This window comes from Sinomonas sp. RB5 (assembly GCF_054063535.1).
This window is the reverse complement of sequence record NZ_JBSSGJ010000014.1, coordinates 18,053-40,151: the sequence shown is the minus strand read 5'-3', so window position 1 is coordinate 40,151 and position 22,099 is coordinate 18,053. Positions and strand designations below refer to the sequence as shown.

The following is a 22,099-nucleotide window of genomic DNA, read 5'->3' as shown; positions in this document are numbered from 1 at the left end:
GGTCAAGCCCACACTGGCCGCATGCGCGCCAAGATCAGCACCCAGCATCGGCCGCACCGGCACGAGACGGCCGCACCGGCACCGAACCCGCCCAGCACGGGGCCCCTGACCGCCGAGGAGCTCGAGCTCGCCCGCCGCAACCACTCCGCCCCGCTCGAGGCGCTCCGATGGCCGCTGACGCCGCCCGGCCTGCACTACACCGTGGTCCACTTCGACATCCCCTACCTCGACTCCGAAACGTGGCGCCTGCGGATCCACGGTGCGGTCGAGCATCCCCTCGAGCTCACCCTGAGCGATCTCCGCCGCCGCCCGCGCCGCACGGCGGCCGTCACCCTTGAGTGCGCGGGCAACGGGAGGGGACGTCTCGAGCCCCGGCCGCCGAGCATCCCGTGGGACACGGGCGCCGTCGGCACCGCGGAGTGGACCGGGACGCCGCTGGCCCCGATCCTGGAGGAAGCCGGCCTTGCGGCGGAGGCCGTCGACCTGGTCTTCACCGGCGCCGACCGCGGGGTCCAAGCTGGCCTCGAACAGGACTACGCCCGCTCGCTGACTGCCGATGAGGCGATGGACGAGCACGTGCTCCTCGCCTATGAGATGGGCGGCCAGCCGCTCCCGCCCCAGCACGGGTTTCCGCTGCGTCTCCTCGTGCCGGGCTGGTACGGGATGGCGAGCGTCAAATGGCTCACCTCGATCGAGGTGCTCGACCGGCCCGCGCTCACATTCCAGAACGAGCGCACGTACCGGTATTCGCAGGGCGCCGAGGACCCCGGCGAGCCCGTCACCCGCATGCGGGTCCGCTCGCTGCTGGTGCCGCCCGGCCTGCCGGACTTCTTCACGCGGCGGCGTTCGCTCGACGCCGGGCCCACCATGCTGCGGGGCAGGGCCTGGTCCGGCGAGGGGCCGGTGGTCCGGGTCGAAGTCGCCATCGATGGGGTATGGACCGATGCGCACGTGGAGCCGCCGACCGGGAAGCACGCCTGGCAGGAGTTCAGCGTGGTCTGGGTCGCGGTCCCCGGGCCCCACACGCTCGCGAGCCGGGCCACCGACGCCGCCGGCAGGGTCCAGCCCCTCGAGCAGGCCTGGACGTACCAGGGCATGGGCAACAACGCGGTCCAGGAGATGACGGTCGAGGTCGTGGCCTGAGCCTGCCCGACAGCGGACGGCTCCCGCAGACGACCCTGACGCACACGGCAAAGCGCCGTGGCCGTACTGTGGCCGTGTCGTGCCTTGACGCCAGTGTGACGGGAGTGAATTGTGGGATTATGAACCGCGTCCAGCGCAGCCTCGCATTCCTCTCCCCGCTCGCCCTCGCAGCGGTGCTGGCCGGCTGTGGCTCGGGCGCCCAACCGGCCGCGTCGCCCTCCTCCGCATCGCCGAGCGCGTCCTCGAGTGCCAGTTCCTCGTCCAGCGGCACTCCGACAGGCTCCGACAGCGCGACCCCGGGCACGGGCAGCCCTGCGCCCTCCACCGCCGGCGGGGTCGCCCGGTGCGTCTCGAACCAGCTCCAGGGCAGCCTCCAGCCGGGGGCGGGCGGGGCCGCGGGGACGGTCTACCAGAAGATCGCCCTCAAGAACGTCTCCCAGTCGCCCTGTCTGCTCGAGGGTTTCGCCGGCGTGTCCCTGACCAACGGCCCCACCGGCGCCCCGATCGGCGCCCCGGCGGACCGCGACACGTCGGTGCCCGTCGTGCCGATCGTGCTGCAGCCCGGCCAGAGCGGCGCGGCCGACTTCGGGCTGCACCAGGCCGGCAACTACACCGGCTGCACCGCGGTCGACGCCGCGGGCTACCGGGTGTACCCGCCCGAGGACTACGGGTCGCTCTTCATCCCCGCCCAGGTCATGGCCTGCTCGAACAGCGACATCCACCTGCTGACGCTGCGCGCCTTCCAGCCTTCCTGATCCTCCCCGCGGACAGATTCCGCGCAACTGGGGCCGAGGTGTCCGCCGGGCAGTGCTCCGGCGGACGCCTCGGCCTCTCTCTGTCGGGTGGCCGCGAGCGCCGGCGCTGCGGCGGAGGGATGGCCGGAGGCCCAGAGTCGGGGCGCGGACGCGCGACGTCGGGCCGTGGGTGCGCGACGTCGGGCCATGGGTACGCGACGTCACCCCTGGGTACGCGACGTCGCCCCGTGGGGCGCGACATCGGGCCTGGACCGCGAGGTCATCCGAGGGGTGCGCGACGTCGGGCCATGGGTGGCGGCCCTTGGGCCCTCCGCGCACGACGTCGGCCGCTCGCCGCCGTCGGCGTTCTCGCCGCCGGAGTGCCTATGCGGAAGTGCACTTCTCGCCGCCTAGTTCGCCGGAGGCGCACTGCACCGCGAGAAGTGCACTTCCGCAGTTCAGGCCCTCCGGCGAGGACGCCGCTTCAAGCCCAGAAGTGCCCGAAACGCGCGCTTCTTGCCGGCAACGGCACTCCCGCCGCGCCACCACCCGGTCTCGCGGGCGCTCCGACCGTCTGGGCCGGCGATGCCGGCGACGCAGGGATGTCGGAGGCATGGAGGATGATGGTCGGGTGAGACAGGGCGTTCAGGAGGGCCCGGCCGTGGCAGCCGGAGACGCGGCGGTGCTGGACCGCTTCGGCGCTGCCACGCGCGAGTGGTTCCTCGGCGCCTTCCGCCATCCGACGCCCGCGCAGGCCGGCGCCTGGGAGGCCATCTCCTCCGGGCGGCATGCGCTCGTCGTGGCCCCCACCGGCTCGGGCAAGACGCTCGCGGCCTTCCTCTTCTCGCTCGACCGCCTCCTGGCGCACGACGGCGCCGCCCCGCCCGGCGCTGCCGGCCCGCCTTCTGCGCCGTCCCGGCACGGGGACGCGGCCCTTCCCGGCCTCGGCACCTCGGAGCTGGAGCCGGCCCCCGCCCAAGGCACGGGGACAGCGGGAGGCGGGGGCCGGCGTCGTGCGCCCAAGAACCACACGAAGGTCCTGTACATCTCGCCGCTGAAGGCCCTCGGCGTCGACGTCGAGCGGAACCTCCGCGCGCCCCTCATCGGCATCTCCCAGACCGCGCGGCGCCTGGGAGTCGAGGTGCCCGAGGTCAGCGTGGGCGTGCGCAGCGGGGACACGTCCGCGTCGGACCGGCGGGCGCTGCTCTCGAACCCCCCGGACATCCTCATCACCACCCCCGAGTCGCTGTACCTCATGCTGACCTCGCAGGCCCGCGAGACGCTCTCCCAGGTCGAGACCGTGATCGTGGACGAGGTGCACGCCGTTGCAGGCACCAAGCGCGGCGCCCACCTCGCCGTGACCCTCGAGCGCCTCGACGCGATCCTGCCGAGGCCGGCGCAGCGGATCGGGCTCTCCGCGACGGTGGAGCCCAAGGAGCTCGTGGCCCAGTTCCTCGCCGGCCGGGCCCCGTGCGAGGTCGTGGCGCCACCGGCGGCCAAAACGTGGGAGCTCACGGTCACCGTCCCGGTCGAGGACATGAGCGACCTGCAGGGAGCCGCCGCAGCCCACGACGCCGGGCCCGCCTCGGGCCTGCAGCCGCAGGCGTCGATCTGGCCGCACGTCGAGGAGAAGATCGTCGACCTGGTCCTCGCGAACCGGTCCACGATCGTGTTCTCCAACTCGCGCCGGCTCGCCGAGCGGCTCACGGGCCGGCTCAACGAGATCTACGCCGAGCGGATGCAGCCGAGCGTGTGGGACGAGCCCCTCCCCGACGGCTCCGCGTCGGGGCAGGAGCGCGGGACCACCACCGCGGGGCAGGCCGCCGAGGCTGTCGCCGCGACGCTGGCCCGCCGCACGCCGGCGGAGATGATGGCGCAGGCGGGCCAGAGCGCGGGGGCGGAGCCGGTGCTGGCGCGGGCCCACCACGGGTCCGTCTCCAAGGAGCAGCGGGCCCAGATCGAGGACGATCTCAAGACGGGGCGCCTGCGCTGCGTCGTCGCCACGAGCAGCCTCGAGCTCGGCATCGACATGGGGCTCGTGGACCTCGTCATCCAGGTCGAGTCCCCGCCCTCGGTCGCCTCCGGGCTCCAGCGCGTGGGCCGCGCCGGCCACCAGGTGGGCGAGGTCTCCCAGGGCGTCCTGTTCCCCAAGCACCGCGCGGACCTCGTGCACACCGCCATCACGGTCGAACGCATGCTCGCGGGCCAGATCGAGGCCCTGCGCGTCCCGGCCAACCCGCTCGACATCCTGGCCCAGCAGACGGTGGCCGCCACGGCCCTCGGGCCCGTCGACGTCGAGGAGTGGTTCGACGTGGTGCGCCGCTCCGCCCCCTTCGCCACCCTGCCGCGCTCGGCCTTCGACGCGACGCTGGACCTCCTCTCCGGCAAGTACCCCTCGGACGAGTTCGCCGAGCTCCGCCCCCGCATCGTGTGGGACCGCACCGAGGGGACCATCGAGGGCCGTCCCGGCGCCCAGCGGCTCGCGGTCACCTCCGGCGGGACCATCCCGGACCGGGGCCTCTTCGGCGTGTTCATCGTCGGCAGCGAGGACGAGGGCTCCACGGCGTCGCAGGCCGCGCGCGGCGGCCGGCGCGTCGGCGAGCTCGACGAGGAGATGGTCTACGAGTCCCGGGTGGGCGACGTGTTCGCGCTCGGGGCCACGAGCTGGAAGATCGAGGACATCACCCACGACCGAGTGCTGGTCTCCCCCGCGTTCGGCCAGCCCGGCAAGCTCCCCTTCTGGAAGGGCGACGGCGCGGGCCGGCCGGTCGAGCTCGGCCGCGCCCTCGGCGCGTTCCAGCGCGAGGTCTCCGGCGCGGACCGGGAGCATGCGCTCGCGCGCATCGAGGCCGCAGGACTCGATGCCTTCGCCGCCGGCAACCTGCTGCAGTACCTCGACGAGCAGAAGCAGGCCACGAGCCTGGTCCCGAATGACCGCACCCTCGTGGTCGAGCGGTTCCAGGACGAGCTCGGCGACTGGCGGGTCGTGCTGCACTCGCCCTTCGGGATGCCCGTGCACGCGCCGTGGGCCCTCGCCGTGGGGCGCCGGCTGAGCGAGCGCTACGGCCTCGACGGCTCCGCGATGGCGGCCGACGACGGCATCGTGCTGCGGGTGCCGATGATGGAGGACGAGCCCCCGGGCGCCGAGCTCTTCGTGTTCGATCCCGACGAGCTCGAGGGGATCGTCACCGAGGAGGTCGGCGGGTCCGCCCTGTTCGCCGCGCGCTTCCGCGAGTGTGCCGCCCGCGCCCTCCTGCTCCCCCGCCCCAACCCCGGCAAGCGCCAGCCCCTGTGGCAGCAGCGCCAGCGCTCCTCGCAGCTGCTCGACGTGGCCAAGAAGTACCCCCAGTTCCCGATCATCCTCGAGGCCGTGCGGGAATGCCTCCAGGACGTCTACGACCTCCCGGCCCTCCGCGAGGTGGCCTCCGCCGTGGAGCGGCGCGAGCTCCAGCTCATGGAGACCACCACCCAGCAGCCGTCCCCGTTCGCCCGCTCGCTCCTGTTCGGCTATGTGGCGCAGTTCCTGTACGAGGGCGACTCGCCGCTGGCCGAGCGGCGCGCGGCCGCCCTCTCGCTCGACTCGACGCTCCTCAACGAGCTCCTCGGACGCGCCGAGCTCAGCGAGCTGCTCGATGAGAAGGTCATCGAGCAGACCGAGCGGGAGCTCCAGCGGCTCGCCGAGGACCGCAGGCTCAAGGGGCTCGAGGGCGCCGCCGACCTGCTCCGGCTGCTGGGGCCGCTGTCCGTGGACGAGGTCGCCGCCCGCCTCCAGGTCTCCGAGATCGACGGGGGCAGCGCCCGCTACGCGGACGCCCGAAGCCACTCCCCGGCCCCCGTCGATCTCTCCGACCCTCCAGCGCACGCCGCCGTCGTCGAGGCGCACCTGCAGGAGCTGGTCGCCGCCCGCCGTGCCCTCGTGGTGACGATCGGGGGCGCGGAGCGGTACGCCGCCGTCGAGGACGCCTCCCGGCTGCGGGACGCCCTCGGCGTGCCCCTGCCGGTCGGCGTCCCGCTCGCCTTCATCGAGCCGGTTGCCGATCCGCTCGGCGATCTCGTGGGCCGGTACGCGCGCACGCACGGGCCGTTCACCGCGCACGAGGCGGCGGCACGGCTCGGGCTCGGCGTCGCCGTCGTGCACGCCACCCTCAAGCGGCTCGCCGCGGACGGCCGCGTCATCGAGGGCTCGTTCCGGCCGCGCGGCGGGGACGCCACCGCCTCGCCGGCCGAGGAGTGGTGCGACACCGAGGTCCTGCGGAGGATCCGAAGGCGCTCGCTCGCGGCGCTGCGGGCCGACGTCGAGCCGGTGGACCAGGCCGCGTTCAGCCGATTCCTCGCCGCCTGGCAGCACATCGGCGATGCCCGGGACAGCAGGGGCAGGCCGCGCCCCCGCGGGAGCCTCAAGGGACTCGACGGCGTGCTCACGGTCGTGGACCAGCTCGCGGGCGTGCCGGTGCCGGCCAGCGCGTGGGAATCGCTGGTCCTGCGCTCGCGCGTCTCGGACTACACGCCCGCGCTGCTGGACGAGCTCATGGCCAGCGGGGAGATCCTCTGGACGGGCGCGGGCCCGATCCCCGGCAACGACGGCTGGATCAGCCTCCACCTCGCGGAGTCCGCCGCGCTCACCCTGGCCGGTGACGCGGAGTTCGCGCCCGACGCCGCGCAGCAGCGCATCCTCGACCTTCTCGCCGGAGGCGGCGGCTACTTCTTCCGCCAGCTCGCCGACGCCGCCCGCGAGCCGCGGGGCGACGGGGACCAGGAAGGGCCGCTCGCGTCCGACGAGGCCGTGCTGCAGGCGATCTGGGGCCTGGTGTGGGCCGGGCGCCTCACGGGCGACACGTTCGCCCCCGTGCGGGCCATGCTGGACGGCGGCCACACCGCCCACCGCCAGCCCTCCAGGACGCCCCGCGTGCGCTCGCTCGGCCACGGCGCCCTGCGCGGCGGCCGGATCGGCACCTCCCTGCGGGGAGTCGGCCGTCTCGGCGCTGTTGGGGCGCGCGGCTTCGACGCGCCCTCGGCCACGGCCCCTCCGATGGCGGCCGGACGGTGGTCCGCCGTCCAGGCCGTCCAGCTCGAGACGACGATCAAGGCCCATGCGCTCGCCCAGCTGCTCATGGACCGCTACGGCGTCCTCACCCGCGGATCCGTCATGGCCGAGAACGTCCCCGGCGGCTTCGGGTTGCTCTACAAGGTCCTCTCGCGCCTCGAGGAGTCCGGGGTGTGCCGCCGCGGCTACTTCGTGGACCGGCTCGGCGCCGCGCAGTTCGCCGTCCCCGCCACCGTGGACCGGCTGCGGCAGTTCACGCGCGACGACGGCACGGACGGCCCGGGCACCGCTCCGCCGCGCGACGCGCTGGCCCTCGCCGCGACGGACCCGGCGAACGCCTACGGCGCCGCCCTCGCCTGGCCGGAGGTCCCCGGGGCCGCAACGGGGCACCGGCCCGGGCGCAAGGCCGGGGCGCTCGTCGTGACGGTCGACGGCGCGCTCGCCCTGTACGTCGAGCGCGGCGGGAAGACGCTGCTGGCCTTCAGCGAGGATGAGGCCGTGCTCGGGCCGGCCGCGGAGGCGCTCGTCGGCGTGGTGCGCAGCGGTGCGGTGGACAAGCTCGCCATGGAGAAGGTCAACGGCCACGACCTCCTCGATACGCCGCTCGCGCGCGCCCTGACCGCCGCGGGGGCCTACTCGACTCCTCGCGGAGTGAGAGTCAGAGCGTGAGAATCAGAGCGTGAGGACCAGTGGCTGATGCCCGAGGGTGACAACGTCTACCAGGCGGCGCGAAGGATGAACGCGGCCCTCGCCGGCAAACGCCTTGCCGCGAGCGACTTCCGGGTGCCCGCGTTCGCGACCCTGGACCTCTCGGGCTGGACCGTCCTCGAGGTCGTCTCCCGTGGCAAGCACCTCCTCCACCGGCTCGCCCCGCCCGGGCCGGACGGCGCCGCCGCTCCCGGCCCGGAAGGGCGCCTGAGCATCCACTCCCACCTCTCGATGGAGGGCAGCTGGCAGGTCTATGCCCCCGGCGAGCGGTGGCGGAAGCCCGCGCACACGGCCCGCGCGGCCCTGACCACGGAGGACGGTACGAGCGCCGTGGGCTTCTCGCTCGGGATGCTCGAGGTGATCGCGACCGCCGAGGAGGGCGACGCGGTCGGGCACCTCGGGCCCGATCTGCTGGGCCCGGACTGGGACCCGGCCCGGGCGGAGGCGAACCTGCGCGCCCAGCCGGACCGCGCCGTCGGCCTCGCACTCCTCGACCAGCGCAACCTCGCCGGGGTCGGCAACATCTACCGGTGCGAGCTGTGCTTCCTCGCCCGCGTGCACCCGGCCACCCCGGTCGGCGACGTCCCGGACCTCGCGGGGATGGTCGCGACGGCCAAGCGCCTGCTCGAGGCGAACAAGGCGCGGTCCCGGAACACCGTGGGCGGGTTCGGGCCGCGCAACGGCACCTGGGTGTACGGGCGCACCGGTCAGCCGTGCCTGCGCTGCAGGACCCGCGTCCGGCACGGCACGCTCGCCGAGCCGGTCCCCGGCACCGGGACGCGCCTCGGGGACACCCGCGAGCGCGACATCTACCACTGCCCCAGCTGCCAGCCGCTGCGCTGACCTCTCCGGACTGGCCACACCGACAGAGCCCTAACGGCGCCCCGCGGCAATCCCGTGGCCTGGGGGCCTGCGGAACTTCGGCCTGGCCGTGTGCACGATGAACGGCGCCGCACGGCGGTGCACCCGGGTGCGGTTGTGGTGCAGCCCGAGCGCGGCCCGGGCCGCCACCCGGGCCTCCGCCCGGGCACGGGACTCCCGCGCGAGACGGGCATCCGCGGCGCGGTAGTAGAAGTGCTTCGCCGCCTCGACGAGCACGAGGTACAGGAGCACCATGCCCACGAGCGCGAGGAAGAAGTTCGCCGGGAGCGGCCAGAATCCCACGAGCGCGCCCACGGGTGTGTAGGGCAGCACGGCACCCACCGCCACGACCGTGAGGACGCCGACGGTCAGCGTCACGGAGGCCCGGGATCGCAGGAACGGGATGCGGCGGGTCCGGATCGCGAAGACGATGAGTGTCTGGGTCGCGAGGGACTCGACGAACCACCCTGCCCGGAACTCCTCGGGGGCCGCGTGGAAGACCCACAGCATGAGCCCGAACGTCGCGAAGTCGAAGAGCGAGGAGATGGGGCCGAAGATGACCATGAACCGCCGGATGGCACCGATGTCCCAGTGGGCCGGCTTGCGCAGCTGCTCCCGGTCCACCTTGTCCGTCGGGATGGCAAGCTGGCTCGAATCGTAGAGCAGGTTGTTGAGCAGGATCTGCCCGGGCAGCATGGGGAGGAAGGTCAGGAAGGCGCTCGCCGCGGCGGCGGAGAACATATTTCCGAAGTTGCTGCTCGTGCCCATGAGGAGGTACTTGATCGTATTCGCGAAGATGCGCCGGCCGCCGGTGACGCCGTCGGCCAGGACATCGAGGTCCTTCTCGAGGAGCACGACGTCGGCCGCGTCCTTCGCGACGTCGGTCGCCGAGTCGACGGAGATGCCGACGTCCGCGCGGTTGAGCGCGAGCGCATCGTTGACGCCGTCGCCGAGGAAGCCTACCGAATGGGTGCGCCGCAGGACCGTGACGATCCGGGCCTTCTGCTCTGGCGAGACGCGGGCGAACACGCGGGCTCCGGGCGCGGCCGCCGCGAGTGCGGCGTCGTCCATCACCTCGACCTCCGCGCCGGTCAGGACGGTGCCTGCGCGCATCTTCAGGACCGACATCACGTACTCGGCCACGAGCGCGTTGTCTCCCGTAGCGATCTTGACGTCGACGCCGAGGCCGCCGAGGCGGGCGAGGGATTCCCGCGCGTCAGCCTTGGGCCGGTCGATGAAGCACAGGTACCCGTCGAGCGTGAGCGCCCCGGCGCCCGCGGCGCTCGGGCGGCCCACCGGGACGGGACCGCTCGCGACGGCAACCACCCGCGCCCCCCGCCGGAACAGCGTCTGGAGGACGGTGCGGTCCGCGGCGGCCACCTCCACGCAGGCGTCGAGCACGGCCTCCGGGGCGCCCTTGAGGATGCGGATGGCCCCCTCTCCGCGACCGTCCGCTGCAACCACGGTCTCCATGGTCCGCGTCTCGTGGTCGAACGGGCGCATAGAGAGCCGGCGGCGACCTGCGAGGGCCGGCGGCACATCTGGGAACGCCTCCCACAGCGCGGCGTCGACCGGGTTCTGGCCCGCTCCGGACGCTCCCGGCACGCTGGGGTCAGCCTCGCAGCACAGCACCGCGAGCACCGCGAGCCGACGGGGGGCGTCGCCCTCCCCTGCGAGGGCGGCCGCCGGCACCGCCTCTTCGAAGCCGATCCGGCCCTCGGTGAGCGTTCCGGTCTTGTCGGTGATGAGGACGTCGAGGTTCCCCAGATCCTCGATCGCGAGGAGCCGCTTGACGAGCACGCCGCGCTTTGCCAGCAGCCGCGAGCCGGCGGCGAGGGAGGTACTCACCACGGCCGGCAGCAGCTGCGGCGTGATGCCCACCGCGATCGCGAGGGCGAACAGGACGGAGTCCAGGAACGGCCGCTGCAGGAGCAGGTTGATCACGAGGATGCCCGCGGTCAGCGCGATGCCGACCCACAGGAGCATGAGGGAGAACTGCTTGAGGCCGTGCTGGAAGGCGGTCTCGGGAAGGCCCTGGGCAAGGCCGGCCGCGATCCGGCCGAACTCAGTGCCGCGCCCGGTCGCCGTCACGACCGCGTGCGCGGAGCCGGCGTGGACCACCGTTCCCATGAGGACGCAGTCGGTCAGGTCTGCCAGGCCGGAGCCCGGAGGGACGGCCTCCGGGGACTTCTCGACTGCGGCGGACTCGCCCGTGAGCACGCCCTCGTCGGTTTCGAGCCCCACAGACTCGAGGATGCGGGCGTCCGCCGGGACGATGCCGCCCAGACTGACCCTGATGATGTCGCCCGGGACAAGCTCGCGCACCGGCACCGTCCGCTCGGTGCCGCCGCGCACGGCGACGACCGTGTGGGAGATCTGGCTGTGGAGATCAGCTGCGGTCTTCTCGGCGCGGAACTCGTTGGCGAACCCGAGCAGCGCGCTGCCGAGCAGGATCGCGACGATGATGCTCGCGTTGAGCTGGTCCCCGGTGGCGTAGGAAAGCCCTGCGGCTGCCACGAGCAGCGCCTGCAGCGGGCTCGCGAACTGGCGCACGAGCACATGGAACCAGCTCACGCGGCGCGCCTCGAGGACGTTGGCGCCCTGGGCGAGCCGGCGGGCGGCCTCCGCCTCGTCGAGCCCGCGCACCGAGGTGCCGAGGGCCGAGAGGACCCCCTCGGGGGGCATGGCCGCGGCCTCGGCTACGGCCAGCTGGACCCGCTCGGAGACGGTCTCGACGCTCACGGGGCCATGCTACGCCGGGCGCAGCGGGCCCGGGGCCCAGGGGAAGGCGGGTCGGCGCCGGATCAGGCGTACAGCGCCCCGAGGTACTCGCCCCAGGCCTCGGCGTGCTCCTGCGCGCGGGCCGAGCGCGCGGCGTCGTCCGCCGTGTCCAGCGAGAAGTCGTGGACGGTCAGGCCCAGCCGCTGGCCGAAGGCCTCCCGGCCGAACACGCGCACCATCGCGGCCTCGGACCGCAGCCCCAGAAAATGGCCTGTGGCGTAGTCCACCGTGGCCTCGACGGGCCCCAGGCCGGGGAGGTCGAGGTCCTTCTTCTCCCCCGCCATGACCCCGGTCAGGGCGAAGGACGCGACGAAGCGCTCGAGGGCATCCGGCGCGGTGGCGCCGTCCGGGCCCTGGACGTCCACGAAGGAGACCGCGCGTCCGTCGAAGTGCGTCAGGTACTCACCGAGAGTGTGGAGGTAGAACAGGGTGTGCTGGGCAGCGCCGTCGTACTGCTGCTCCCAGTTGTCGGTCAGGATTCCGGAGTGCACATAGTGCAGGTTCGTCCCCTCCGGCCCCGGGGTGAGGAGGTGCTCGAGCTGGTTGTACCAGCCGTCCGGGCCCTCCATGCGGGAGACGAGGTGGCGCGGGTACTCGTCGACCGTGCGGACCGCCGGCCACTGGTCGGTGGGGAACATCCAGGCGGCGGTGCCGTCGGTGACGGCCTCCCAGATCCGCTCGGGGGCCGCATGGAGGACCACGTCCTGGACGATCTCGAAGGGGTGCTGCTCGGTCATGGCTGGATCTCCTGATCGGGTTCGGAGCCGGCCGCGGCAGCGTCCGGCCTGAGTGCGGGGTGGAGCACGACGACGAGCCGGTGCCGGCGCGCGCCGGGGGCCGAGGGCTCGTGGTACTTCGCGGCGAGCCGGGCCACCTCGGCGCCGAGCTCGGTGGCGAACGCCGCCCGCGAGGCCGCGGACGCGAAGGTGATCTCGCCGTCGGCCGCGTAGGTGGCGAGCTCCTTCCGGGCCGCGACGGCGCCCGCGAGCAGGCGCCCGACCTCGCGCACGGTCCGCGCCGCGAGCGCGAGGAGCCAGTAGGCGCTGAAGCGGTCCCGGAGGTGCTCGGGGTCCGGCTCGACCACCGCGAGCGCGGCCGGGGAGATGATGTAGGACGCCGCGGTGGCCTGCAGGACGCGTTCCATGACATTGCCCTTGCGGCGCTCCTCGAGGAGCGCGACGAGCCCGTGCTCTTCGAGGGAGCGGAGGTGGTAGTTGACCTTCTGGCGGGGCAGTCCCACCTTCGCGGCGAGGGCTGCCGCGGACGACGGCGCGGCCAGCTCCCGCAGGAGCCGGGCCCTGAGCGGGTCCAGGCTCGCGGCGGCCGCGGCGGGGTCCTCGATGACCATGACGTCCTGCATGCCTCCATGCTGCTACCGACAATATTTTTTGTCAAGGATGGAGAGAGTGTCGGCTACTTCCGCCCTAAGTCCCTAGCAACCTCGCCGCCCCGTGGCCAGAATGGACGAGACAGCTCCTGCCGTATCCAGGAAAGGACAGCCGCCGTGCCGCACCAAACGCCCACCTCGGCCCCGGGGAACGAGCGCCTGCGCGTCTTCATCCTCGACGACCACGAGCTCGTGCGCCGGGGGCTCCAGGAGCTCCTCGAGGGAGAAGGGTTCGAGGTGGTCGGTACCTCCGGAACCGCCGCCGAGGCCACGCGCCGCATTCCCGCACTGAAGCCGGACGTCTCGGTGCTGGACGTGCGGCTTCCCGACGGGACCGGGATCGAGGTGTGCCGGGACGTCCATTCCGTGGACCCGACCCTCGCGTGCGTGATGCTCACGAGCTACGACGACGACCAGTCCCTCCGCGGGGCGATCCTCGCCGGGGCGAGCGGCTACGTCCTGAAAGAGATCCGCGGGACCGAGCTCGTCACCGCGCTGCGCCGCGCGGCCCACGGCGCGTCCCTCTTTGACCCCGCCGTGAAGGCCAAGGCGCTCGAAGGGCTCAGGCCCCAGGAGGAAGTGCTCGACCCGCGCCTCGAGCTCCTCAGCCCGCAGGAGCGCCGCGTCCTGGCACTCATCGGCGAGGGCATGACCAACCGGGAGATCGGCGAGAAGCTGTTCCTGGCCGAGAAGACCGTCAAGAACTACGTCTCGTCCCTCCTGGCCAAGCTCGGCTTCGAGCGGCGGACCCAGGCCGCGCTCTTCGTGGCCCGCAACGCGCCCCACTTCTACTGAGCGCATCGCCCGGCTCGCTCAGCTGAGGACGACCGTCACAGGGACAGCCCAGCACAGCCGCGTACCGCCGTCCTCCGCCGGACCGACCTCGAAGTGGCCGCCCAGGGCCTCAGCGCGCTCGGCCACGTTCTTCAGCCCGCTGCGCCGCGTCGTGTCCCCGAGCCCGTGGCCGTCGTCGGCCACGACGAGCTCGAACTCGCCGTCGGCCACGGTGGCCGTGACCCAGAGGGAGTCCGCGTGGGCGTGCCGGACCACGTTGGAGACCCCCTCGGTGAGGACGGCGAGTGCCTGGTCGGCCACCGCCGGCGGTACGGCCGTGTCGATCGGCCCGAGCAGCTCCACCCGGGGCGTGGTGGGCAGCTCCCCCGTCACCTCCTGGACCACCCGGACGAGGCGGGCACTCAGGCTGTCGCCCGACTTCGCCTCGTTGAGGGAGTAGATCGTGTTGCGCAGCGCGGCGATGGTCTCGTCCAGCTCGCCGGTGATCGAGTCGATCTTCTCTGCCGCCCGCTCGCCGTCCGGTCCCGGGGCGCAGAACCGCCGCAGCCCCTGCAGGCTCAGCCCCGCCGCGAAGAGCCGCTGGATCACCACGTCGTGGAGGTCCCGCGCGATCCGGTCGCGGTCGGTGAACACGAGCAGTTCCTCGCGCTGGCGGTGCTGCCGGGCCACCTGCAGCGCCAGCGAGGCGTAGGAGCAGAACACGGGCGCCATCTCGATGTCCACCGGGGCGAACGCCGGCTCCCCGTCCACGCGCCCGATCACCACGGCGCCGGCGTCCTGCCCGGGCTGGCCGCAGGGCACGACGAGGGCGTACCGCACCAGGGTGCCGGGGCCGAACACCTCGGGCCCGGGAAGCTCGAGCGTCTCGCCCGTGATCGAGACCTTGGCCGCGAGCGCGATCGCCGTGGCCCGCGCCGTCTCGTCGAAGCACTCCTTGCGGGAGCCCGCGACGGCCCGCCACTCGTGCCCCATCCCGGTGGACCGGGCCCGGGCGATGCCCGCGACCTGGGCGTCGGCGATGGCCACAGTCTGCTCGGCGATGAAGCCGCTGCCCGTCGTGAGGTCCTCGAGACCGAACAGCCTGCCCGCCACGTCCATGCTCGCCTCGCGCCAGCGCTGCCGCCGGCCGATGTCCGCGAAGAGCCGGGCGTTCTCGATCGCGACGCCGGCCGCGGCGGCGAGCGCCACCACGAGGTCCTCGTCCTCGGCGTTGAAGTCCTCGCCGTCGGCCTTCTCGGTCAGGTACAGGTTCCCGAATACCTCGTCGCGGACCCGGATCGGGACGCCGAGGAACGTCCGCATGGGAGGGTGCTCCGGGGGGAAGCCAAGGGAGTCCGCGTGGGCGCCGAGGTCGTGGAGGCGCAACGGGTGCGGATCGTGGATGAGGAGCCCGAGCACGCCGTGGCCGGTGGGCGCCGTCCCGATCCGCTGAACGGTCTCGTCGTCCATGCCGACCGTGAGGAAGTGGGTCAGGGCGGTCCCGTCGGAACCGATCACGCCGAGGGCCGCGTACTTGGCCCCCACAAGGTCCCGCGCGGACCTCACCACGCGGTCCAGGACGGCCTCGAGGGTGAGGTCCTCGGCGATGGAGACGACCGCTGCGAGAAGCCCCCGCATCCGTTCCTGGGTCTCGAGCAGCTCGTGGGCCCTTGAGACGAACTGACGGAGCAGGTCTTCGATCCGGCTCGCCGCGCTCCCAGGCAAGATTGATGCATCATCCATGGAAAGCTTCCACCGCCCCTCCCCCCACGCTCAGTATGCACGCGTGGATGCCGGCCCACCACCCTTGTGGCCCCGCATTCTGGACGCCCTCGGGACCAAAGACTCTCGCGCTCGCCGGGGGCGCGCCAGCAGAATCTGTGAGGAGCGGCATCGCCCGTCCCTCACCGCGACCGATGACCAGGAGCGCCCATGTCACACGCCCGTCAGGCCCTCGTCGTGCATCCGGCCGCGCCGGACATGACCGAGGCGCAGCGAACGGCCCTCAGCGAGTGCATTGACGCGGCGCTCGCCTGCAGCCAGGCCTGCACGACCGGTGCGGACAGCTGCCTCGAGGAGCCCGGGGTGGGCCACTTGACGCAGGTGATCCGGGCGCAGCTGAACTGTGCGGCGATCTGTTCCGCGTCCGCGCAGATCCTCTCCCGCTTCGGCTCGGACTTCGGCCCCACGCCGGCGTCCGTGCTGCGCGCGCTCGACGACGTGAGCGCACTGTGCGAGGACGTGTGCCGCGTGTACGCGGGCGCCTACCCGCACTGCCGGGTCACGGCCGACTCCTGCACCCGCGTCCGCGCGGCCGCCACGGCCATGCTCGCGCTGGACTGAGCCACGTGAGCGCGCCCGCCCGCCCGGGCACGGAGCTCGTGGTGGCGTTCGACGACGTCGGCATCGCCGACGTCCCGCGGGTCGGCGGGAAGAACGCCTCGCTCGGCGAGCTCACCCGGCACCTGGCCTCCGTGGGCGTGGCCGTCCCCGAGGGCTTCGCCACCACCGCGGACGCCTACCGCCTCTACCTCGACGCCGCGGGCATCCGTCCCACGATGGCCTCGCTGCTGACCGCATTCCGCGCGGGGCAGTCTGGTCTCAAGGCGACCGGCGCAGCCATCCGCGAACTCTTCCTCTCGGCTACCCTCCCGGAGACGCTCGCGACGGCGGTCGGCGCCGCCTACCGCGACCTCGCCGGCCGCGTGGGCCAGGAGCGGCCCGCCGTGGCGGTGCGCAGCAGTGCGACCGCGGAGGACCTGCCTGAGGCCAGCTTCGCGGGCCAGCAGGAGACCTTCCTCAACGTCTCCGGAGAGGACGAGCTGCTGGACGCGTGCCGCAGGTGCTTCGCCTCGCTGTTCACGGACCGGGCGATCACGTACCGCGAGCTGCACGGGATGGACCACCTTGACGTGGCGCTCTCGATCGGGGTGCAGCGCATGGTCCGTTCCGACCTCGCCGGCTCGGGCGTGATGTTCTCCCTCGACACAGAGTCCGGGTTCCCGCGCATGGTGGAGATCAGCGCCGCGTGGGGGCTGGGCGAGACGGTGGTTCAGGGTACTGTGAACCCGGACTCGTACGAGGTGTTCTCCCCGCTCGTGGCCGATCCGGGCCTGCGGCCGATCATCGGACGGACCGCCGGGGCCAAGGAGCACAAGCTCGTCTTCGCCCCCGGCGGCTCGGGGACGGTCCTGCTCGAGACCTCGGAGGCGGAGCGCGCCGCCTTCGTGCTCGACGACTCCGAGGTCCTCACGCTGGCACGCTGGGCCACCGCCGTGGCCGAGCACTACGGCCGGCCGATGGACATGGAGTGGGCCAAGGACGGCGAGACGGGCGAGCTCTTCATGGTCCAGGCCCGGCCGGAGACCGTGCAGGCCAAGCTCGGCGCGGGGACGCTGCGGGTGCACCGCCTCGACGGGACCGGGCCCGTCCTGGCCCGGGGCGCCGCGATCGGGGACGCCATCGCCGTGGGCGAGGCGTGCGTCATCGCGGACCCGTCCCAGATCGCAGGGTTCCGGGACGGCTCCGTGCTCGTCACCACCATGACCGATCCCGACTGGGTGCCCATCATGAAACGGGCCTCCGGCATCGTCACCGACCACGGTGGGCCCACGAGCCACGCGGCGATCGTGAGCCGGGAGCTCGGAGTCCCGGCCGTGGTGGGCACCGTGGACGGCACCTCGGCGATCGCCGACGGCGCGCCCATCACCGTCTCGTGCGCCCAGGGCGCCGAGGGCCTCGTGCTGGGCGGCAGGATTCCATTCACGGTGGAGGAGGCCGACGTCGGCGCCCTCCCCGCGACCCGCACGCACGTCATGGTGAACCTCGCCGACCCGTCCGCCGCCTTCCGCTGGTGGCGGCTCCCGGTGGCGGGCGTGGGGCTCGCGCGGATGGAATTCATCATCTCGAACCTCATCCGCGTCCACCCGATGGCGCTCGTGCACCCCGAGAAGGTCGCCGATGCCGGCGAGCGCGAGGAGATCGCGGCGCTGACCCGGGGGTACCGGGACCCGACGGAGTACTTCGTGGACCGGCTCGCGACCGGCATCGCGAAGATCGCGGCACCGTTCCATCCCGGCCCCGCGATCGTGCGGCTGAGCGACTTCAAGACCAACGAGTACGCGAACCTCCTCGGCGGGGCCGCGTTCGAGGAGGCCGAGGAGAACCCGATGCTCGGCTTCCGCGGGGCGTCGCGCTATCACGACGAGCGCTACCGGGAGGGGTTCGCGCTGGAGTGCCGGGCCCTGAAGAAGGCGCGCGAGGAGCTCGGGTTCGCCAACGTCGTCGTCATGGTCCCGTTCTGCCGGACCCCCGCGGAGGCCGACGCCGTCCTTTCCGCCATGGCGGAGCACGGCCTCGCGCGGGGCGAGAACGGGCTCAAGGTCTACATGATGTGCGAGATCCCCTCCAACGTAGTCCTCGCCGAGAAGTTCGCGGCCCGCTTCGACGGGTTCTCGATCGGCTCCAATGACCTCACCCAGCTCGTCCTCGGCGTGGACCGGGACTCCGCGCGCCTGGCGGCGCAGTTCGATGAGCGGGACGAGGCCGTCACCACGATGATCGCCGAGGCCATCCGCAAGGCGCACGCCGGCGGCATCCCGATCGGGATCTGCGGCCAGGGCCCCAGCAACCATCCGGACTTCGCGGAGTTCCTCGTCGGCGAGGGCATCGACTCGATCTCCCTCAATCCGGACAGCGTCCTGCGCACCGTCCCGATCATCGCGGCGGCCGAGGCCCGGCACGGCGGCCCGGGGGCAGGCCCCGGGCGCCAGGACGCGCAGCCGAACTAGCGGCGCCCTCCACCCACCAGTCTCCCCGTTTCGGGTACGCATCTCGTCGCCTTTTCCGGCTTTCGGGTACGCGTTGCCCGTCACCGGGGCCAACCGCAGGCGGCGGAGCCAGGGTCATGGGGGCCTTGGGTCCGCCGCCTGATCCATGCGACCCCCGCGTCACACGAGAGGTGACCCCGGATCCCCTAGGACCTGACCCCGGATCCCCCAGGACCTGACCCCGGGTCAGCCGAGACGTGACCCCGGGTCCCCCAGGACCTGACCCCGGGTCAGCAGGACGTGACCCCGGGTCAGCTGAGACATGACCCCGGGTTAGGTGAGACATGACCCCGGGTTAGGTGAGACGTGACCCCGGGGCACAGGAAGGTGGCCCCGCACCGCACAGACAGGCTGTGCGGCGCGGGGCCACCAGTTTCAGGCGGCGGTCCCAGCTGCTTGAGGCCGCTACCCGGACGCCAGGTCTCAGCCGCGCGTGACCTGGATCTTGGACGACGGCGGCGTCGGCGGCGTCGTGGGCACGGGCACCCGGACCTCGAGCACGCCGTCCTTGTAGGAGGCCGTGACCGAGTCGGCAGTCGCACCCTCGGGCAGGGGCAGGGTCCGGGAGAACGAGCCGTAGCGGAACTCACTGCGGTAGGAGCCCTTCGACTTCTCCTCGGACTTCTCCTCGCGGTGCGCGCTGATGTGGAGGGCACCGTCGGAGACGCTCACGTCGACGTCCTTCTCGGGGTCGATGCCCGGAAGCTCGGCCCGGACCACGAGCGAATCGCCGTCGCGCACCTCCTCGACCTTGATGGCTGCGCCCTGGCCGGCATCGCCCTCGAAGAGCCTCTCGATGAGCTCGAACGGCGTGCGGCGCGAGTCGAACCATCGGGTCAGTTCAGTCATCTCTGCTCACCTTCCTCCCTCGGCGGGGCTCCTTGCGGTCCCGCCGGAACCAGCCTCCCTCGCACCCGCGAAGGCCGGAAGGGCCTATGGTCCCCCCTGGGGCTAACCGGTGTTCCGCAGTCCCGCGGCCACGCCGTTGATGGTGATGAGCAGCGCCCGCTGCAGCTTCTCCGCGGTCCCCGGCCCCGCGCCGTCGTGCTCCCGGTCCGCCTCCTCGCCGGACGCCCCGGCCCGGAGCCGCCGCAGCAGCTCGACCTGCAGGTAGCTGATCGGGTCGAGGTACTGGTCCCGGATCTCGAGCGTCCGCTTGAGGGTCGGGGAGGCATCGAGCAGCTCCGACTCCCCCGTGAGCCGGCGCACCTCGGCGACGGTGAGCTCGAACTCGGCGCGGATCGCGTCGAAGAACCGGTGCAGGGCGGGCGGGACGAGCGTGGAGACGTAGTGCGAGGCGATCTCGAGGTCGGTCTTGGCCAGGGTCATCTCGACGTTGGAGATCACCGAGGCGAAGATCGGCCAGCGCGCGTACATCTCGCGCAGCTCGCGGTCCTTGCCCGCCTCCCGGGCCGCCCGCAGCCCGGAGCCGACGCCGAACCAGCCCGGGACGATCTGCCGCGACTGGGTCCAGCCGAACACCCAGGTGATGGCGCGCATGCCCTCGAGCCCGGGCAGCCCGTCCGAGGCAGGCTCGGCCTCCGGCCGGCGCGCCGGACGGGACCCGATGTTGAGCCGGCCGATCAGCTCCACCGGGGTCGAGGCCAGGAAGTAGGCGGGCAGGTCCGGATCGTCGATGAGCGTGCGGTACCGGGCGAACGCCGCGTCCGAGACCAGGTCCATGAGGGCGCTGAAGCGCTCGCGGTCGCTCAGGGCCGTGTGGGGGTCCCGGTGCAGCGCGGTGGCGCGCATGACGGCGGCGAGCGAGAGCTCGAGGCTCTCCCGCGCGAGGCCGGGCAGCGAGTACTTGTCGGAGATGACCTCGCCCTGCTCGGTGAACTTGATCTCGCCCTCGAGGACCCCGTTCGGCTGGGCCATGATGGCCTCGTACGTGGGCCCCCCGCCGCGGCCCACCGAGCCGCCCCGGCCGTGGAACAGCCGCAGCCGCACCCCGTGGCGCGCGGCGACGTCGCGCAGGTTCCGCTGGGCCTTGTGGATCTCCCACTGGCTCGTGAAGACGCCGGACTCCATGTTCGAGTCCGAGTAGCCGAGCATGACCTCCTGCACGTCCCCGCGCAGCCGGACGAGCTCGCGGTACGCCGGCTCGGACAGCAGCCCGTCCACGATCTCCGCCGCGTTGCGGAGCTCCTCGAGCGACTCGAGCAGCGGAGCGAACCCGATGTGCGAGTACGGCTCGTCCCCGAACAGGCGCACGAGCCCGGCCTCGCGGGCCAGGAGCGCGGCGGCCAAAACGTCGTCCGGGCCGCGGGTCACCGAGACGATGTACGTCTCGATGACGTCCGGGCCAAGGAGCCTGCGGGCCTGCCGGATGACGCGCATCGTCTCGTAGATCCTGCCGGCGTGCCCTGGCAGGACCACCGGGTGGCCGGAGAGCGGCCGCCGCGAGCCGAGCTCACGCCCCAGCACGCGCTGGCGCTCCGGACGCGGCAGCTCGAGGAACGGCCGGGGCAGCTCCCCGAGGGGGTCGAGCAGGAGCCCCACGGCCTCGTGGTGGTAGTCGGCGTGCTCGCGGATGTCGAGCGTGGCGAGGTGGAGCCCGAACGAGGCGAGGATGCGGCGGGCGGTGCCCAGCGCGCCGTCGGCCGCGAGCGGCGAGTGCGAGCGCAGGGAGCGCTCGACGACGTCGAGGTCCGCGGCGAGCTGGCCGGCGTTGACGTAGTCGCGGCCAGCCTCGTGGGGGGCGCCGGAGGCGACGCGGCGGCCGGTGTTGAGCAGCTTGGCCTTGATGCACGTCAGCTTGAGCCGGTAGGGCTCGTGGGCGTTGAGCTCGAGGACGCGGGGGTCGAGGGAGGGGAGCCGGTCCAGGTCCTCGCGGATCGACTCCTCGAGCTCGGGCCCCACGTGGGTGAGGTCGGTCGAGTTCGACAGGGAGCTGATGAGCTCGTCGACCACGCCGACGGCGATCCGCACCGCGGTCTGGTTCTGCAGCCCCAGGATCTCCCGGGTCACCTCGGGGGTCACGTTCGGGTTGCCGTCCCGGTCCCCGCCGATCCAGGAGCCGAACCGCAGCGGCACGCGGCCCGGCGGGAGCGTGACCCCGTGCTCGGCGAGGAGGTCGGCGAGCTCGTCGAGGACCGCGGGCAGCGCGCCGGTGAGGATCTCGCCCAGGTAGTACACCGCGTTGCGGGCCTCGTCGAGGGGCGCCGGGCTCACGAGGCGGACCTCGTCGGTCTGCCACATCTGGTCGATGATCTCCGCGAGGCGCCGGTCCTGCCGGCGGCGCAACGCCGAGCCCTCGGCGGCAGGCACCTCGAGGATGCGGTCGATCGCCCGCAGCTTGTCCAGCACCGAGCGGCGCGTGGCCTCCGTGGGATGGGCGGTGAAGACGGGACGGACGTCGAGCGAGTCCACCGTCTGCTGGAGGGCCTCGGCGCCGGCCTGCTCGGCGATGTCCCGGACCGCGGCGGCCAGCCACCCGGCGTCGTCCGGCCTCTCCCCCAGCTCCCGCACCCGGTGCAGCTGCTCGGCCGCGTTCGCCAGGTGGAAGTAGAAGGCGAAGGCGCGCACGAGCTCGGTCGCCTGCTCGAGCGGCAGGGAGGCGAGCAGCTCGCGGACCTGCGCGGCGACGTCGGCCGCGTTCCACGGGCCGAGCGCGCCCGCCCCGCCGCGCGCGGCCTCCTTCGACTCCTTGGTCAGCAGCCGCACCTCCTCGACGAGGCGCAGGAGCCCCGGGCCGTGCTGGCGGACGAGGGACTCGCCGAGCAGCGTCGAGACGCGCCGGACGTCGGCGCGCAGCTCCGCGGCGGGGGCGGCGTCCTCGGGCGGCGTGGCCGCGGGATCTGGGGCGTCGGCAGACGCGGGCATGGCACTCCAGAGG

At 73.0% G+C, this 22,099-nt stretch carries 13 protein-coding genes; 7 read left to right on the top strand and 6 right to left on the bottom strand.

The window, feature by feature from the left end:
- Positions 1–21 precede the first annotated feature (21 nt).
- The 4 genes from ACVWWH_RS15290 to ACVWWH_RS15275 all read left to right on the top strand — a co-directional run bounded on the left by ACVWWH_RS15290 (position 22) and on the right by ACVWWH_RS15275 (position 8,472).
- Positions 22–1,143 (top strand): sulfite oxidase, encoded by a 1,122-nt coding sequence (locus tag ACVWWH_RS15290; RefSeq protein WP_457317138.1) that lies wholly within the window; start codon positions 22–24, stop codon positions 1,141–1,143.
- Between the two features lie 119 nt (positions 1,144–1,262).
- Complete coding sequence (locus ACVWWH_RS15285) at positions 1,263–1,898, top strand: DUF4232 domain-containing protein (RefSeq protein WP_457317137.1); 636 nt, start codon at positions 1,263–1,265, stop codon at positions 1,896–1,898.
- A gap of 592 nt (positions 1,899–2,490) precedes the next feature.
- Positions 2,491–7,590 carry an Lhr family ATP-dependent helicase gene (locus ACVWWH_RS15280; protein ID WP_066495110.1) on the top strand — a complete coding sequence of 1,700 codons (5,100 nt, stop codon included), beginning with the start codon at positions 2,491–2,493 and terminating at the stop codon, positions 7,588–7,590.
- Positions 7,591–7,617: 27 nt separating this feature from the next.
- A complete protein-coding gene (locus tag ACVWWH_RS15275) occupies positions 7,618–8,472 on the top strand; it encodes a DNA-formamidopyrimidine glycosylase family protein (RefSeq protein ID WP_457317136.1) in 855 nt (284 codons plus the stop codon).
- Between the two features lie 30 nt (positions 8,473–8,502).
- On the opposite strand, the gene mgtA is transcribed toward ACVWWH_RS15275, so the two are convergent.
- From mgtA to ACVWWH_RS15260, 3 genes are all read right to left on the bottom strand, one after another.
- Positions 8,503–11,232, bottom strand: a complete 2,730-nt coding sequence (gene mgtA, locus ACVWWH_RS15270; RefSeq protein ID WP_457317135.1) for a magnesium-translocating P-type ATPase — start codon at positions 11,230–11,232, stop codon at positions 8,503–8,505.
- Between the two features lie 62 nt (positions 11,233–11,294).
- Positions 11,295–12,008: an SRPBCC domain-containing protein gene (locus tag ACVWWH_RS15265; RefSeq protein ID WP_457317134.1), complete on the bottom strand. Its 714-nt coding sequence runs from the start codon at positions 12,006–12,008 to the stop codon at positions 11,295–11,297.
- Complete coding sequence (locus ACVWWH_RS15260) at positions 12,005–12,631, bottom strand: helix-turn-helix domain-containing protein (protein WP_066495100.1); 627 nt, start codon at positions 12,629–12,631, stop codon at positions 12,005–12,007. Before ACVWWH_RS15260 ends, ACVWWH_RS15265 begins: the two co-directional genes overlap by 4 nt.
- Before the next feature lie 144 nt (positions 12,632–12,775).
- Between ACVWWH_RS15260 and ACVWWH_RS15255 the strand changes: the two genes are divergently transcribed.
- Positions 12,776–13,453 (top strand): response regulator, encoded by a 678-nt coding sequence (locus ACVWWH_RS15255; protein WP_066495097.1) that lies wholly within the window; start codon positions 12,776–12,778, stop codon positions 13,451–13,453.
- A gap of 18 nt (positions 13,454–13,471) precedes the next feature.
- Here the strand turns inward: ACVWWH_RS15255 and ACVWWH_RS15250 are convergent, their stop codons facing one another.
- Positions 13,472–15,175: a GAF domain-containing sensor histidine kinase gene (locus tag ACVWWH_RS15250; protein ID WP_084249249.1), complete on the bottom strand. Its 1,704-nt coding sequence runs from the start codon at positions 15,173–15,175 to the stop codon at positions 13,472–13,474.
- A gap of 189 nt (positions 15,176–15,364) precedes the next feature.
- Here ACVWWH_RS15250 and ACVWWH_RS15245 point away from each other — a divergent pair, with 189 nt between their 5' ends.
- Positions 15,365–15,775, top strand: a complete 411-nt coding sequence (locus ACVWWH_RS15245; protein WP_066495093.1) for a hypothetical protein — start codon at positions 15,365–15,367, stop codon at positions 15,773–15,775.
- Between the two features lie 5 nt (positions 15,776–15,780).
- Positions 15,781–18,222: a phosphoenolpyruvate synthase gene (gene ppsA / locus ACVWWH_RS15240; protein ID WP_457317133.1), complete on the top strand. Its 2,442-nt coding sequence runs from the start codon at positions 15,781–15,783 to the stop codon at positions 18,220–18,222.
- 462 nt (positions 18,223–18,684) lie between these two features.
- On the opposite strand, the gene ACVWWH_RS15235 is transcribed toward ppsA, so the two are convergent.
- Both ACVWWH_RS15235 and ppc read right to left on the bottom strand, forming a co-directional pair.
- Positions 18,685–19,110, bottom strand: coding sequence for an Hsp20/alpha crystallin family protein (locus tag ACVWWH_RS15235; protein ID WP_066495087.1), 426 nt, complete (start codon positions 19,108–19,110; stop codon positions 18,685–18,687).
- Between the two features lie 102 nt (positions 19,111–19,212).
- Positions 19,213–22,086, bottom strand: a complete 2,874-nt coding sequence (ppc, locus tag ACVWWH_RS15230) for a phosphoenolpyruvate carboxylase (protein WP_066495084.1) — start codon at positions 22,084–22,086, stop codon at positions 19,213–19,215.
- Positions 22,087–22,099 lie beyond the last annotated feature (13 nt).